This window comes from Mucilaginibacter kameinonensis, assembly GCF_003675385.1.
GTDB classification, from domain to species: Bacteria; Bacteroidota; Bacteroidia; order Sphingobacteriales; family Sphingobacteriaceae; genus Mucilaginibacter; species Mucilaginibacter kameinonensis.
Map to the genome: position 1 here is coordinate 1,183,491 of NZ_RCWZ01000002.1, position 15,500 is coordinate 1,198,990.

The window sequence follows — 15,500 nt, forward strand, 5'->3', positions numbered from 1 at the left end:
TTTTGATGAATACAGTTTTTAAGGGCGAACACCTTTTACCGGGGCAGATCGGCCAGTTTTTTATTGTTCTTTCGTTTGGTGCAGCCCTGCTGTCATTTATTAGCTATTATTTTGCCACTACTGATGATGCCGGAAAGGCTGATAGCAGCTGGCAACGTTTAGGTCGTTTAGGCTTTTATGTAAACTCTGTCGCCATTGTAGGAATGGGTACCTGCCTGTTCTATGTACTTTACAATCATTATTTTGAATATCATTACGCCTGGGCTTATACTTCGCGTTCGTTGCCTGTTTATTACCTGGTATCAGGTTTCTGGAACGGACAAGAGGGAGGGTTTTTACTTTGGGCTTTCTGGCAAGGTGTTTTAGGTAATATCCTTATTGTTAAAGCCAAATCATGGGAGCGCCCGGTGATGACGGTTGTCGCTCTATCACAGGTGTTATTAGCTACTATGGTGCTGGGTATCGATATTTTTGGCAAACGTATCGGTAGCTCGCCATTCTTGCTGTTACGCAATTCGGGCATCGAAGCGCCAATATTTTCACAGCCAAACTATCTTGATTTTATAAAAGACGGACAAGGCATGAACCCATCACTCCAGAACTACTGGATGGTTATTCACCCACCAACATTGTTTCTGGGTTTTGCTTCTATCATTGTTCCGTTTGCTTACGCGGTTGCAGGGCTTTGGCAAAAACGTTATAAAGAGTGGGTTCAACCTGCTATATCATACGCTTTGTTTGGTTCTATGATATTGGGTACGGGTGTTATCATGGGCTCTTTCTGGGCGTACGAGTCACTAAACTTTGGTGGTTTCTGGGCCTGGGACCCGGTTGAAAACGGTTCTATTTTCCCATGGTTAACTATAGTGGCGGCTTTGCACGTACTCATTGTTTATAAAAACAGCGGTCACTCGTATTTTACAGCTACTTTTTTGGTGCTGATCAGCTTTGTGTTGGTTTGGTATACGTCTTTCCTGTCAAGGAGTGGTATCCTGGGCGAGAGCTCGGTACATGCCTTTACCGATTTAGGTATGTTCTGGCAACTGGTTATAGGTATCCTGATATTCCTTGCGCTCTCAATTTTTGTTTTGGTATGGCGATGGAAGGAATTGCCTATCACTAAAAAAGATGAAGAAACATACTCACGCGAGTTTTGGATGTTTGTGGGGGCCGTGTTTTTAGGCTTGTCATGTTTCCACCTTATTGTGGTAACATCGGTACCCGTATGGAACGCTATGTTTGGCACCAAGATAGCACCACCTGCCGATGCTGTTAAGCATTATAACGTGATCCAGGCATCCTTTGCATTTGTGATAACATTGCTAACCGGTTTTACCCAATTTTTGAAATACAAAAAAACAGATATTACCAGGTTCTTCATTACCACCGGAGTTTACTTCGTTTTCGCGATATTGGTTACCGTGCTTGTTGTTTACTTAACCGGTGTTTACCGTCTTAACTTTGTATTTAACCTAATGATGTGCGGTTCCGTTTATTCGGTAATTGCTAACGGCAAGGTTTTGGCCGACGCATTTAGAGGTAAATTTAAACTGGCAGGTGCAGCTGTAGCTCACATCGGTTTTGGCCTGCTTTTGGTTGGTTCAATCATAGCGGCTGGTACCAGTAAAATAGTATCTGAAAACGCGAGCGGCGTAGTTAACGTACAGGGCTTTGATGCTAAAGCCGGTAATGCCCGCGAAAATATTATGATCTACAAAAACACCCCGGTTAAAATGGGCGATTATACGGTTACTTACCTTGGCGACTCGATATCATCACCGTACCATTTTTACAGGGTGAATTATAAAAAGGTAGATGCCACCGGTAAGGTGGTTGAGGAGTTTGTATTGAAACCAAAAGTACAGGCCAGTCGTGATGCGGGGATGGCTTCATCGCCGGATACCAAGCATTACCTGTTTAATGACCTTTATACCCACGTTACAGCTATCCCAAGCGAAGGTTTTGCTATGCAGGGCGAAGCTGGCCACGACGAAGGTAACGACGATAAAAACTATGATGAGCCGGTAGCCCATGAGGTAGCCATAGGCGATACCATCAGGTACCGTGATGGCTTCATGATAGTTAAGTCATTAAATAAACAAGCAACAGTTCAAAATATTCCGCTTACTGCCAATGATGTGGCTATAGGTGCCAATATTGAAGTGCATGGTCGCGATGGTAAAGTTTATAACGCCGAACCAGTATTCATGATCAGAGGCGGTAACGTGTTTGATTTTGCACGCAAGGTTGACGATGCCGGTTTAAAACTGCGTTTCTCAAGAATCAACCCTGAGAATAAAAAAGTGGAGATCACAGTTTACCAGCAGCCACAAAATAAACGCCCGTGGATAGTGATGCGCGCCATCAGCTTCCCATATATCAACTTCTTCTGGAGTGGTACAATCATTATGGTGATCGGCTTCCTGCTTTCTATTCAAAGGCGTAATAAAGAGCTTAAAACCGTTTAACTATTATTAAATGGATTTTATCAGGCATCAGTATGAAATAGCTCAGCACGGTTTTTCTGTTGTTGAACATATTTATACTGATGCTGAAGTAAACGAAATCATCTCCACTATTGAGCATGCAGATAAGACTGGTCCGCTGTTCAGGCAAACTGACGATTTGTTTGCCATAAGGCAGTTTTTAAAAGCTGTACCCGAAATATCCCCACTGATTTTTACGGATAAATTAAAGACCTGCTTACGGCAGTTGTTTGGCGACGGATATTTCGCTGTTAAATCCATTTATTTTGATAAACCCGAAGCATCTAACTGGTTTGTGACCTGGCATCAGGATTTAACCGTTTCGGTTGATAAAAGAGTTAACATTGCCGGTTACGGTCCGTGGACGGTTAAGCATAACCAGTTTGCAGTGCAGCCGCCATTAAGTATCCTACAAGATAATTTTACCATCCGCATTCACCTGGATGATACCGACGAAGGCAACGGCGCCTTGAAGGTGTTACCGGGTTCACATCTTAAGGAAGTCTATCGTCCCGAAAATATCGACTGGCAGCAGGAAACTGAAGTAAGCTGCAACGTACAAGCAGGCGGTATCATGGTCATGCGACCGCTGCTTATGCACGCCTCAAACCGTACTACTAAAAAAAAGAGAAGGGTAATGCATATTGAATTTAGTAAGGCAAAGCTTGCTGAGGGAATTGATTGGGCGGAAAAGATTTATTGATCGTACTTCCTTGTTCCGTAAGGTACTCCGACATTTATGAAGAACGCTTTCAACATATCGTATTTCTGTTTACAATCTGTTCCTACATTTATTTGTTCTGAACCGGACTCACTCGCCTTGCAAGCAAAGCAAATATCAAGATGGTCAATTACATTATCATTTTTATCAAGAAATACGATCGAATTGCGTGGCTCGAAGCAACCTGGCAGGGCTGTTATCAGGTAGTTTTTCATACCGCTATAGCCATAGTTGAAAATAATATCAGAGAACTTTTCAAGTTGTTCACGCGTTAAGACTTTCGCCTGCTTAACATTGTCGTATCTTAAGTGGCCATTTTCTATAATAATGCCTCCGATGCTATCAGGCTCTTCTGATGTTTTAGGAAAACCTGCCGAATCAATAATTATATTGGGATTTTTTGGCAGGCCAACATATGATATTGCTAAAATTTTAGTTGCAACTGAAAACGGATATTTCTTTAACCGTTGGGCAGCAGTAAATCTGTTTGTATAGAAGCAATTGTCGAATTCAGGCTTATAGCCCTTGATGCTTTCACGCGGATATGTTATATGATATACAATTTTTCGTTGAGCGTGTTTAATCTTTTTATGTATTGTGGAATCAGCTGAATGATAATTGACATTTGCGTAACAGGCAAGGTTTATCAATAATAGTAAACACGTAATCAATCTAAATTTCATCTGCTAAAACTACAGATTAAATTGATTGGCTACCTCTTCAAAAACGAAAGTATCTTAGCATTTACCGTATCGGCTTTTTCAATCATAGGTAAATGTGCCGCGCCATCAACAGGAAAGAAGTCGGTCTTTAGTACGCTGCGGATAGAATCGGCGAAACGCGGTAATACTGTTTTGTCAGCTTTGCCCCATATCAGCAAAACGTTTTTACCCGTGCTGTTTAGGCAGATGTTGCTTTGTTTACCGTTTTGGTTATAGTTATACATGGTTGAAACCAGGGCGTTTCTGAAGCCCTTATAAGTCATTTGGGGTAAGTATAGTTTCGTCCATCCCGGATGAGTTTTTGGATAAAGGAAATCGGAGGTTTGCCCGTTTGCGCGTTCATCAGAATTTACGGCTTCATTATACAATGTAAAATACGGTGGTGCTGTAGGTTTTTTTTGCTCATATACCGGGTCGACAAGGATTACCTTGTTGATGAGCTCGGGGTGGGCGCAGGTAAAGTTAGTTACTACTGCTCCACCGAACGACACTCCGGCTAAATTTATTTTTCCTGTTAACTTAAGCTCCTTAATAAGCTCAAATAACTGTGTGTTGTAAAACTCCTGGTTGTAAGCAACATCGGGCCTGTCCGAATAGCCACGACCATACATATCATATCGTAATACCCGGTAACCTTTTTTTATCAGAAAGTCATAGGTAGGATCCCATATATAATAAGGCACGCTGAATCCATGGACAAGTATAACTACTTCGGCACTGTCCGGTCCTTCCAGCTGGTAATGAGTTATCCCCTCGCTTAATTTGATGAAGCTTCCGGTAATGTTTTTGCGCTCGGCATCGGTTAAGGTTTTGGTTTCTTTATTGTTATATCTGTAGAAGCCGTAAAGTATTAATGACGCGGCCCCGACAAGAAATATCACAATAATGATGCTTACTTTAAGTATTTTCATGCGGTAGTAGATGTTGGTTTCTAAAGTACAGAAATATTTATACTACAGATAGTTAAATAATTTATTCATTGTAAAGAATATATGAACATTACTATAATTGGCTCCGGCAACGTTGCTACACACATGGCAGCCGCGTTTAAAAATGCCGGGCACCGCATTGTCCAGGTTTATAGCCGCGATATTCAACACGCTTCATTACTGGCCTATCACGTTGGTGCCGAAGCCATAGATAATCTTGCCGATATCAATCCGGACACGGGATTATTTGTTGTTTCGGTTAAGGATGATGCCATAGCAACAATTGCTGAAGCATTGTCGGCGCATCAAAAGTTAATAGTACATACCTCCGGTTCAACCGAGTTGAGCACTTTACTGGCTTTTACGTCCAATGCAGGCGTTTTTTATCCGCTGCAAACCTTTAGCAAGATAAAGGAGCTCGATTTCAGATCTGTCCCGCTCTGTCTTGAAGCGGCCAACAATACCATCCTTGCAGATTTAAAGCAACTTGCATTTACCATTAGCAATAATGTATATACAGTAAGCTCTGCGCAGCGCAGGATATTACATTTGGCAGCGGTATTTGCTTGTAACTTCCCTAACTATCTATATAGCGTAGCACAGGACTTGCTGGCACAGCATCAACTGGAGTTTGATCTGTTGCGCCCGTTGATTTTGGAGACGGCACAGAAGGTGCTTGAGCAGGAACCGCGCGATGTGCAAACCGGTCCGGCGGTGCGGAATGATGCAGGTACAATGGCCGCTCATATGCAGTTGTTGAGTGATATGCCTATGTTACAGGAAGTTTATACTTTATTAAGTCAGGGTATTATCAAAAACAATAAAGGGCTTACGGCAGACGAGTAATTTTGTTACTTTTGCTTAAATGAACATTTATAAAATAAAGGTCAATTTCGAGGAAAAAGGGCACGAAAGCGTTGAGTTGCCTATTGCCGAGGGAGAATCTGTATTAGACGTATGCCTGGAGAATGGCATAGAACTACAGCACAATTGCGGTGGTGTTTGCGGATGCAGCACCTGCCATGTTTACGTAAACAAAGGGATGGATAACATCCAGGAGATATCCGATAAGGAAGAGGATTTTATTGACAGGGCTGTTAACCCGCGTATCAATTCGCGTTTGGGCTGCCAGTGTGTGATTGTTGATGGCGACATTGAAGTTACCCTGCCTGATCAATCGCAGTTTTTAGGCCACTAATATTTGCTTTGATCCGTTTAAAACAATAAATAAAACGTATAACTTACAGCGTATTAGTGTTACCCCAGTTAGTACGTAAAATCAATAAAAATGAGCGACAATAAATTTGCCTTGCCAATTCATTGGAATGATTATGAAGATATTGCTATTGAACTTTATGAAAAGTTTGGTGATGATTTTGACGAATCAAGAATATACCGGATCCGTTTTACCGAACTGCTGGAGTGGGTATTAAGCCTTCCTAATTTTGCCGGTACACGTGCCGAATCAAACGAAGGCCATCTTGAGCAGATCCAGTCGGCTTGGGTATACGAGTGGCGTGATAATCAGTAATTCAGCTGGCAGTTTTTAGTTGGCAGTTTTCAGTTTACAAATAACGGTTGATCGTAGCTAACAACTCTTGAACCGAAGAATTTTTGTAATTACAACAATGGAATCATTCCTGAATAAATTAAAAGATATTACTACTCTCATTTTTGATGTGGATGGCGTTTTAACCGATGGCTCTGTTTTTGTAACAGACACCGGCGAGCAAAGCCGCGCGTTTAACATTAAAGATGGCTATGCGCTGCAATTGGCTGTTAAATGTGGTTATAATGTTTGTGCCATATCGGGCAGCCGCTCAAAAAGTGCTATGTACCGTTTAAATAGCCTTGGGATCCAGGATGTTTACATGGGTACACATACTAAATCTCAAAGATTTAAGATCTATCTTGAAGAAAAAAGTATCATAGCTACAAATGTACTGTACATGGGCGATGATATTCCTGATCTTGAAGTGATGAAACTCGCCGGCCTGCCGGTTTGCCCTGCCGATGCCGTTGAAGAGATCAAAGCCGTTAGTGCTTACGTATCTCCTTATGGTGGTGGTAAAGGCTGCGCCCGCGATATTATCGAAAAAGTGCTCAAAGTCCAGGATAAATGGATGAGCAAGCAGGCCTATAGCTGGTAGGGTTGGGTTCATGGGCTATGGTTCATAGTTCATAGCCATTGACGTATGGCAATCAGTAAGACAAATGCTATATGTGAATTTTTTATGAACAGTGCCCGCTGATACCATGATCTATGAACCATCAACTATGAACTAAAAACACATGCAAAACATCCCACACGTAATTCTCGCATCAAAATCACCAAGGCGGCAGGAGCTGCTCCGGCTTATGGATATTGATTTCAGGGTTGTACTTAAAGATGTTGATGAATCCTTTCCCGAAGGATTGACCCCGCCTGAAGTTGCCTTGCATATCGCCCGTAAAAAAGCTGAAGCCTTTGATGAAACGGTAGGGGATGAGGTTGTGCTTACCGCCGATACCATAGTTTGTATTGATGGGTTGATATTGGGCAAGCCCGAAACCCGTGAGCATGCTATTGAAATGCTGCAAAGATTATCTGGCAGGGTGCACCAGGTTATTACCGGTGTATGCTTGCTGTATAAAGGGCGGTATAATAATTTTTACGACCTTACCGAAGTATTCTTCCGCAAGCTTTCGGATGCTGAGATCGGCAATTATGTAGATAAGTATCAGCCGCTCGATAAAGCAGGATCATACGGTATCCAGGAATTGATTGGCCTGATAGCTATTGAACGCATAGATGGGTCATACACCAATGTTGTTGGTTTACCCACCGAAAAGGTTTATGCCCAACTGATCGCGTTAAATAAATAATTCGATATCGTTTAAGTGGGCTTTCCGCACACCGATTTCCTTCCTCATGCCTTTATAATTTAGCTTTGCTCGTCGTGACATCTTTGCTAAACATCGTTACTTTTTTATAAAGCGGGGTTTCCCGGCATATTTAAATAAATAATTATTTAAATTAAACCTTTATTTCCGGCACAGTCTAATGATTTAAATAAAGGGAGTAATTTGTCATGAAAAAAACTATTAATACAGGGCTGGTGTTACTGCTGGTGGCCACTCTGTCTGCATGCAGCAGCTACAATTATTACACCGCAGCCCGAAACAAAACAGATTTATCCGCTTACCGTACATTTGCCTGGCTACCTCCTGCAACCATGACCAATAAAGCCGGCGCAGTTGTAAAAAAGGAAGTGGCTGATGAAAGAGTTAAGGACGCGGCTATTTCTGCATTGGAAAACAAAGGATTGAAATTTCAGGAAAGCAACCCCGATTTAATGGTGAGTTATACTACCGTTACCGGTAGGGGAATGAAAACTGAGTTTTATTATCCAGCCTACTATGGCGGCTATCCTGGTTTTGGCTTAGGATTTGGCTGGGGTTGGGGCGGCGGCTGGGGCTATCGTCCGTTTTATGGCTACGGTGGCTGGGGCTGGGGATATCCTTATGGTTACGGCTATGGCTACGGTGGTGGTGGCTATGCCCGGGTACCTTATAAAGAAGGTACGCTAATCATTGACATTATGGATGCCAGATCGCGCAAATTAGTATGGCGCGGCTTTGGTGTAGGCGAACTACACAATCCGCAAAGAACCGTAAAGGAATTACCAAAAGTGGTTAACGGTATCATCGAACAACTGAACCTTAACCAGGTACAGCAACCCCAGGTACCAATGAGAAAGGCTTAAAAAATTGCTGATCGATTTATTGAACTAAATGAAAATACCTTCTGGCGTAAAGTCAGAAGGTATTTTTGTTTATGGGTTTAATAGCCATACAGCAATTGGATAAAATGTTCGATTTTATTTAATTACTGTAAAAGTGACTTTGACAACACTCAGCTTATGGCCCGCCTTAACATTTATGCCTGAATAGCTTTCTGTTTGCGATATAAATGTATAACCGCAAATGTAAATGCGACAATTGCTAAAACAACTACCCAGGTGTCAAGCGGGCAAGGCGAATCATTATCCGTAGGTTCACAAGGAGACTCTAACTGGGCAAAACAACTTAATGTCGCCAACATGAAAATAAGGGTAGTTGGAAATATTTTCTTAATCATACTCACAGTATCTTTTATTATAATTTAACAAATTTACTTACCCCAACTAACTGTCTGGTTTTGTTATTGATAACCTTAACGATGTAGGTTCCTGGAACGAAGCTGCTTACATTGTTTTTCCAGTAAAGTTCAGTAATATTTACTGATTTTAATATTATACCACTACTGTTAGTTATTTCAATATTATAATTAGATGAGGCGTTTGGTTGCGATATTTTAATGTTAATACTTTCTGCTGTTGGGTTCGGGTAAACAGAAAGCCAGTTATTAGCTATAGTATTACTGATATTAGCATACATCAGCGAAACATCTTTTGAAAAACTAATATCATTGTTAAGATCTGTAAGCTGTAAACGATATTTATTAAGCCCTTTAACCGGGTTAACATCGGTATAGTTGTAGCTGCCGGCACTGTTTGATTGAATCACATCAATATTTTGCCATGTTGTTCCGTTATCGGTACTTTTTTGCACAACAAAGGTTGTATAGTTGGCTTCGTTTTTAACTGTCCAGGTTACTTTTGCGGCCGCTATAACCTTAACAGCTGTAAAATCAATCAACTTTAAGGCCAACGCCGGATCCTGGCGTAAAACAATTGAAAAACGGTCTTTACCAAATGATGCCGCATTGCCTTTATCAATATTGAAGTTGTAAGTGCGGTTGTTTTTGATATCCAACGAATCCTTGGTTAAGGCGTCTTTTAACCAAACTTCATAAATGTCCGGTAGATCCGTCAAATCAGATAGTTTTAACTGGTAAGGGCCTGATGCAGTAGCATCAGCAAATAGAGGAATTACCTCCTGTTGTTTGTGTGGGAAAGGCCTGCGATGGATGGTGGCTTTTAGGCTATCGGCAGAAAATATTGACAAACTTACCAGAGCGCCACTACCTCCAAGATCCTCGGCATCTTTTTCTTTATTAAACAGTGGGCTGATATCTTTATCGAGCGCAAGTACCACGGCATCAACATTTACCGAATCTTTTATGAGCCTGAAACGGAGCCTTGGTTCTGCATCACTCTCGTTAACTGCCTGAGGTTGCATAGTTGCAAAGCTTGCAAGTTTAGATGTTGAAGCCAAAACCGGTCTGTCCGGGGTACTTAATATAGCATTTAACGAACCGGTGTTTGGTTGTGTATTTGTTTTAGCCGACTCTCTGAAGGTTAATGTCTGTCCGGTAGCAGTTGCGCGTACAAAAAAACCCTGGCCGGTTGCTATCATGTTACTTGCAAAACCATCGCTTGATATGCCGGGATTAACATTTGAAACTGTATCTGCCGAAGCAATTGCTGTTTTCTTTTGCTCGTAAGTTGAGTATTGTTTGGTTACTGGATTGAACACCCATATTTTAAGCGGGCTGCTTAAGGTAGCTCCTGATTCATCCGGGAAGCCCCCTCCATAAATAGAGGATTTAGCCTGTACCGATTGCCTGTTAAATTTCTCAATGTTTATGGTACTTGCATAAGGGTTGCCAACCAGGTTATAACCGGATACTTTACTGCCTGTGGTAGTGCTGTACATTAACGTAGAAGCCTGACTATACCAATGCTTAACGGTGATATTACCGGTATTTAAAGTGCCGGTAGTGGTAAAAGTGGTTCCTGTTGGTACATAGCTTGCCACAGTTTCGGCTGCTATACTGGCTACAGACCTGTCGCCTCTGAAAAAGAATAGAAAACCATTACCTACAGGTAAAGTAAATGTGCCAGATTCTCCATCAAACGCATAGTTTGGTGCGCTGTTTAAATTGTTAAGCCCCCTGTAATTTCCGCTTGTGAAACTTGTATTTGACGATGCAAGGTTTTCCCTGAAGAAATATATAGTTGGGTTGTTGGCATTTGGCGAAAGGTCAAATCCCCCGGAGGTAGTTGTTGTTCCGGTCACATATGCGTTGTTTTTAAAATAGTTAACGGTATAAATACCCGAGCCATTATTTACCGGCGAGGTTAACAGGCGGTAACCTCTTTTTGAGGTGCCACCGGCGATATATCTTTCTACACTAAAGTTACCGGTAATGGTTAATCCAGAAGGTATGGCGGCTACAGTAGCCGATTGTGTTGCTAAGCTTTTTAATGTAACTGTAGCCGGGGAACTAACAATAAGGTTACCGCTGGTCATGGTAAGTACGTTGTACAGATCAAGCTTGCCTGCAGTTATTGTTACATTGCCACCTGTAACTGTGTTGCTTACTGTCATATTACCTAATTGCGATGTGCTTGCGGTACTTGAACCAGTAAATGATTGATTGGTATTTGGTGATACCCCATTCCAGGTAATACCAGAGGCGTTGAAATTGGTCCCGGTACCCATAGTAAGTGTGCCGCCGGCGCTGTTGAATATATTACAACCTACGCTTAATGTAAATCCTCCCAGATCCAGTTTGGCACCGCTATTAACGGTAAGTGTATAAGCGCTTTTATTCGCTGTTAAAACCGGATAAAAGCCGGTTGAAGCTGTACCTATAATAATGGCTTCGGTGCCATCCAGTTTAGGCGCTTGGCCAGCAATACCTGTTGAGGTGTTAGTCCAGTTGTTATCGGTGCCTACCGCTGTGGTTCCCGCCAAGCCGGTCCAGGTATAAGTTTGTAAGGTTGGTGTTACGATGGCTGTGTTCTGGGTACAACCGTTCACCGTTGTGGTAAGCGTGTAGTTAGTAGTTGTGGCTTTGCTAAATGTAACCGGGTTACCGCTTCCTGTGATACTTGGAGTTGCATTATCAACCCAACTGTAAGTTGGCGTACCAGGCATTGTTTGGGCGGTAATAGTTAAGGGGTTGTTAGCACAGTAACCTGCCGAGAACTTGTACAGGTTCATATCGTTTGATGTGATCTCTGAAGCAGAAAGTTCGTGGTTATAAATAGCCACATCGTCAAGTATACCAACAAAATAATCATTTGACGGACGGCTTGGCCAACCCTGCAGGTTATCACCTCCAATGCGCCAAAACTCATTAATTTGCTGCGGAACTGTATAAGTAGCTGTTGATGCTTGCTGAGTGCCGTCTACATATATACGCATACCATTGGTAGGCCCATCGGTTACAATAACATGGTGCCATAACCCATCGTTGTAAGCCGTGGTTGTATTGATAGTTACAGTGCCCCCGTTGTAAACACCGTAATATAACAGGCCTGCATCATTCATATACAGGTTACGGTCTTGCGTTGCATTGCTACCTGTTTGATTCCCGCCTATGCCTATTAGCTTGCCGCCCGCAACGGTTGTTTTAAACCATATGCTGTAACTAAAAATTAGCGGAACATACTGCGTAGTCGTTGATATATATTGCGGGCTTGCATTTGTTCCGCTAAAGCTGTAAGCACCATTGGCAAGGCCATTTCTGTCGGCTACTGTAGTTGGCAGCGTAGTGCCTTGCAGAGTGCCGTTGTTACTTAACCCCGACCAGTCCGTTAAACTGCCACTTTCAAACGGATAGCTTAACATCGGGCTGTTTATAGATGATGATACTTTTGGATTTACAGTAACCGTAACTGCGGTGCGCAGTGTGGTTGTTGTTCCGGAGGTTGCCGAAACATAAAAAGTTGTAGTGCCGCCTACAAATGGCGTATAACTTGCCGAAGTACTGCTTTGCAGGGCGGTGGTTGTTGTATTGTCAATATACCAGTTGTAGGTAACCCCGGCAATTGCTCCGGTTACTGTAAGTGTTGTACTCCCCGCACCGCAAAGAGTTGTGCCACTTACTGTAGGGCCTGCGAGGCCGACAACCACGGTTTGGGTTGTTGTGCTTGAACATGAGCCTTTGGTTACAGTCAGGCTTATGGTTTTAGTACCCGAGGTAAGCCATGAAACGCTGTATCCGGCTTGTGTGCTGCCTGTTGCCGTGCCGCTGTCAAATGACCAGGTATACGTTGCGGTAGCATCATAAGTGCTTGTAAGGGTAACAGTAGAAGTGCCCGTAACAACAGTAACCGGAGATGTGGCTGTAAATACGCTGCCAGGTAAGCTGGTTACTGTTGGAGTATAAGTCGCAGTTGATGAACAGCTGCCCGGCCCGCCGGTTACTGTTAAGGTATAATTACCCGCTGCGGCACTTGAAAATACCCCCGGGTTACCCTGATAAGTAGCACCTGATGGGCTTGTCCAGTTATAGGTAGCACCGGTAATGGTTGGAGCATAAATGCTGATAGGACTGCCGGCACAAACGGGAGTATAGCTGCCTATCTGATTAACATCATTAAGTGCGCTAACTGCTGAACTTGTAAGTTCGGTATTGTATATGGCCACATCATCGATACTACCATTAAAATATTTGCTGGTAGGGACCGACGGCCATGAACCTCCCAAATCATCGAAGCCTATTTTCCAATAACCATTCCTGGTTTCGGCCGCATAGTATGCCAATGATCCAACATTGGTGTTATCTACATACATCACTATACCGGATGTTGCTCCAAATGTAACTACCACGTGGTGCCAGTTGCCGTCGTTATAACTTGAGGTCGAAGTTACGGTACGCGTTGCGCCATTATAAACACCAAAGATCAGCTGCCCGCTGTTGGTCATATATAGATGACGGTCATAACCGCCTGAAGCTGATACGTTTTGGCCATCACTAAAGCTCATAAGCTTCCCGCCCGAAGTTGTTGTGGTTTTAAACCACAAACTCATGGTAAACGTTTGAGGACCGGCAATTTGCGTTGTTGATGACATCCATTGTGTGCTGCCATTAAAGCTGTAAGCACTATTGGCGAAACCATACCTATCGGTGGTTAAGGTAGGCGCATTTTCAAGTACGCCATCATTTTGATTGCCCGAAACATCTTTTGTATTACCGCTGAATGAATACGAAATCGCGGCATTAGAAACCGGCGAACTAACTATGGGATTAATGGTTGCTGTAACTGCAGTACGAGGGCTTTCTGAGCCGCCCGAAGTATAAGTAACATAAAATGTAGTTGTAGTTGTTATAGTCGGCGAATAACTTGCTGTACTTGCCACTGCAGTACCGCCGGTAGCGGCAGTGTACCATTTATAGGTACCACCCGACGGAGAGCCGCCTGAAGCTGTCAAAGTTATCTGCCCGGCACCGCAGCGTGATACTGAAGACGCAGTAGGAGGGGCCACGTTTGTGAACGATACGATATTATTACCGGTAGTTGAGTTATTGGTATAACCGTTATAAGTTGGGTTGGTATAATCGGTAGTTCGGATTTGTACCGCGCCGGTTTGAGTGTAGGTGTTGTACGGAGCTGGGTTGCCATAATTTAGAGACGAAAGCACATCTACCACTAAAAAATAATCGGCTACACGGGTCAATGAGCCGTCTGAATTTCCGGAACTGTAATTTGGATCGCCTGAACCCGAATTAATAGATGCGGACTGCATCGTCGGGCTGTTTATATTTACTGTAGCCAATAACGAATTATCACTTGTAGTGGTGTAAGTATCGTCTATGGATTTATACAAACGTCCGTTAGTGAAAAATGCGTTAATGTTGGTACTTCCGGAAGGAGTTATGCCAAAATTAATATCGGCAATAGTATAAGTTCCCCTGATATTTAATTGAATGCCTGATGTTACAACATTTGTTTGCCCTGCATAAAATGGAGGCTGTATGATACCGTTACTGGCAGAGCTTACACCTGTAACTGTCATACGACGGGTGTACAATTTTAAGTTATCCCAATAAAAATTATTACCGGTGGTGCGTAAATCGGTAGTAGCTAATATGCTATAGGAGTAAGTATTTAAATTGCTTTGTGTTGATGTGCCGACATATGTTGTTGCTTCATTGCTGGAGCCCGAAACAGGATTGGCCCAAACAGACCATTTACCGGTATTTAGGCGTTGCACTTTTATTGACCAGACAACATTATTGGTAATAGGAAACGTAATTAAAGATTGGATATCATACTGGGTATTTCTGTAACGGAGGATCATGTTTGTTCCTACCTGTGTCATATAAAACCCCTGGATTGTTTGGGAGGTTTGGTCATAGGTACTGGCACTTAGCCAATACTGCCACGCTGCATCTCCTGTATTTGCTGGCCCGGTTTTTTGGCCGTTATCATAAGGTTCGATGGGCGAGGTAGACGAATTGTTTTTATAAAGGAAAGTCCATTCGTAATCGTAGTCGTTAAGATTTCTGTCAAGAGTAGGAGCTATAATTGAGCCGTAAATGTTATTTTTTTGATTAACGCCGGCAACAGATGTTAAAGCAATGGTATTATTGAAAGTTGTACTTGTAGTTGAAGTAAGTACAATGGTTTTGGCTAATGGGTTTAAGTAACCTACGCTGCCAATATTATTATCATCATAAGGATTATAATAAAACTGGTTTGCAGCGGTAAACTGCACTTCCTGCGCCGCAACAGTACTGAACAGGCATAGCAGGTAGCCGGCAAACAAAACGCGGAGTAATTGTGCTTTCAAATTAATAGGTTTTAGGGAGCAATTGCAATAATGATGCTAATTCAATAAAAACGCGACGAAACTACAATATTTCACTCAATAAGGCACTTACGTTGAAAATGATGGCTTGGATTTGAGGTTTTGTTATGAA

Annotated in this window: 11 protein-coding genes; 8 read left to right on the forward strand and 3 right to left on the reverse strand. The window is 42.5% G+C overall.

Annotated elements, in window-relative coordinates; genetic code table 11:
- Positions 1–5: 5 nt before the first annotated feature.
- Positions 6–2,468, forward strand: coding sequence for a cytochrome c biogenesis protein CcsA (ccsA, locus tag EAH55_RS11820; protein WP_121809780.1), 2,463 nt, complete (start codon positions 6–8; stop codon positions 2,466–2,468).
- Positions 2,469–2,478: 10 nt separating this feature from the next.
- On the forward strand, positions 2,479–3,189 hold the full coding sequence (locus EAH55_RS11825) for a phytanoyl-CoA dioxygenase family protein (RefSeq protein ID WP_121809781.1): 711 nt from the start codon (positions 2,479–2,481) through the stop codon (positions 3,187–3,189).
- Here EAH55_RS11825 and EAH55_RS11830 read toward each other — a convergent pair.
- On the reverse strand, positions 3,183–3,890 hold the full coding sequence (locus tag EAH55_RS11830) for a hypothetical protein (protein ID WP_112573611.1): 708 nt from the start codon (positions 3,888–3,890) through the stop codon (positions 3,183–3,185). The genes EAH55_RS11825 and EAH55_RS11830 overlap by 7 nt on opposite strands.
- A 29-nt stretch (positions 3,891–3,919) precedes the next feature.
- The gene (locus tag EAH55_RS11835) at positions 3,920–4,840 is read right to left on the reverse strand and encodes an alpha/beta fold hydrolase (RefSeq protein WP_121809782.1); all 921 of its coding nucleotides are present in this window, start codon (positions 4,838–4,840) and stop codon (positions 3,920–3,922) included.
- Positions 4,841–4,921: 81 nt separating this feature from the next.
- Between EAH55_RS11835 and EAH55_RS11840 the strand changes: the two genes are divergently transcribed.
- The 6 genes from EAH55_RS11840 to EAH55_RS11865 all read left to right on the forward strand — a co-directional run bounded on the left by EAH55_RS11840 (position 4,922) and on the right by EAH55_RS11865 (position 8,604).
- Positions 4,922–5,704, forward strand: a complete 783-nt coding sequence (locus EAH55_RS11840; RefSeq protein ID WP_121809783.1) for a Rossmann-like and DUF2520 domain-containing protein — start codon at positions 4,922–4,924, stop codon at positions 5,702–5,704.
- A gap of 19 nt (positions 5,705–5,723) precedes the next feature.
- Complete coding sequence (locus tag EAH55_RS11845; RefSeq protein WP_091211301.1) at positions 5,724–6,056, forward strand: 2Fe-2S iron-sulfur cluster-binding protein; 333 nt, start codon at positions 5,724–5,726, stop codon at positions 6,054–6,056.
- A 90-nt stretch (positions 6,057–6,146) separates the two neighbouring features.
- On the forward strand, positions 6,147–6,389 hold the full coding sequence (gene iscX, locus EAH55_RS11850) for a Fe-S cluster assembly protein IscX (protein ID WP_091171429.1): 243 nt from the start codon (positions 6,147–6,149) through the stop codon (positions 6,387–6,389).
- A gap of 97 nt (positions 6,390–6,486) precedes the next feature.
- Positions 6,487–7,008, forward strand: a complete 522-nt coding sequence (locus EAH55_RS11855) for a KdsC family phosphatase (protein WP_112573603.1) — start codon at positions 6,487–6,489, stop codon at positions 7,006–7,008.
- Between the two features lie 142 nt (positions 7,009–7,150).
- Positions 7,151–7,723 (forward strand): Maf family protein, encoded by a 573-nt coding sequence (locus EAH55_RS11860; protein ID WP_121809784.1) that lies wholly within the window; start codon positions 7,151–7,153, stop codon positions 7,721–7,723.
- Positions 7,724–7,929: 206 nt separating this feature from the next.
- The gene (locus EAH55_RS11865; RefSeq protein ID WP_112573599.1) at positions 7,930–8,604 is read left to right on the forward strand and encodes a DUF4136 domain-containing protein; all 675 of its coding nucleotides are present in this window, start codon (positions 7,930–7,932) and stop codon (positions 8,602–8,604) included.
- 391 nt (positions 8,605–8,995) lie between these two features.
- Here the strand turns inward: EAH55_RS11865 and EAH55_RS11875 are convergent, their stop codons facing one another.
- Entirely contained in the window at positions 8,996–15,370 is a 6,375-nt protein-coding gene (locus tag EAH55_RS11875; protein ID WP_162996838.1) for a LamG-like jellyroll fold domain-containing protein, read from the reverse strand.
- Between the last annotated feature and the right edge of the window lie 130 nt (positions 15,371–15,500).

Excerpts from the sequence above, each read along its gene's own strand:
- ccsA (WP_121809780.1), top strand. The coding sequence starts at position 6 with ATGAATACAGTTTTTAAGGGCGAACACCTTTTACCGGGGCAGATCGGC.
- EAH55_RS11825 (WP_121809781.1), top strand. The coding sequence starts at position 2,479 with ATGGATTTTATCAGGCATCAGTATGAAATAGCTCAGCACGGTTTTTCT.
- EAH55_RS11860 (WP_121809784.1), top strand. The coding sequence starts at position 7,151 with ATGCAAAACATCCCACACGTAATTCTCGCATCAAAATCACCAAGGCGG.
- EAH55_RS11830 (WP_112573611.1), bottom strand. The coding sequence starts at position 3,890 with ATGAAATTTAGATTGATTACGTGTTTACTATTATTGATAAACCTTGCC.
- EAH55_RS11845 (WP_091211301.1), top strand. The coding sequence starts at position 5,724 with ATGAACATTTATAAAATAAAGGTCAATTTCGAGGAAAAAGGGCACGAA.
- EAH55_RS11855 (WP_112573603.1), top strand. The coding sequence starts at position 6,487 with ATGGAATCATTCCTGAATAAATTAAAAGATATTACTACTCTCATTTTT.
- EAH55_RS11835 (WP_121809782.1), bottom strand. The coding sequence starts at position 4,840 with ATGAAAATACTTAAAGTAAGCATCATTATTGTGATATTTCTTGTCGGG.
- EAH55_RS11865 (WP_112573599.1), top strand. The coding sequence starts at position 7,930 with ATGAAAAAAACTATTAATACAGGGCTGGTGTTACTGCTGGTGGCCACT.
- EAH55_RS11840 (WP_121809783.1), top strand. The coding sequence starts at position 4,922 with ATGAACATTACTATAATTGGCTCCGGCAACGTTGCTACACACATGGCA.
- iscX (WP_091171429.1), top strand. The coding sequence starts at position 6,147 with ATGAGCGACAATAAATTTGCCTTGCCAATTCATTGGAATGATTATGAA.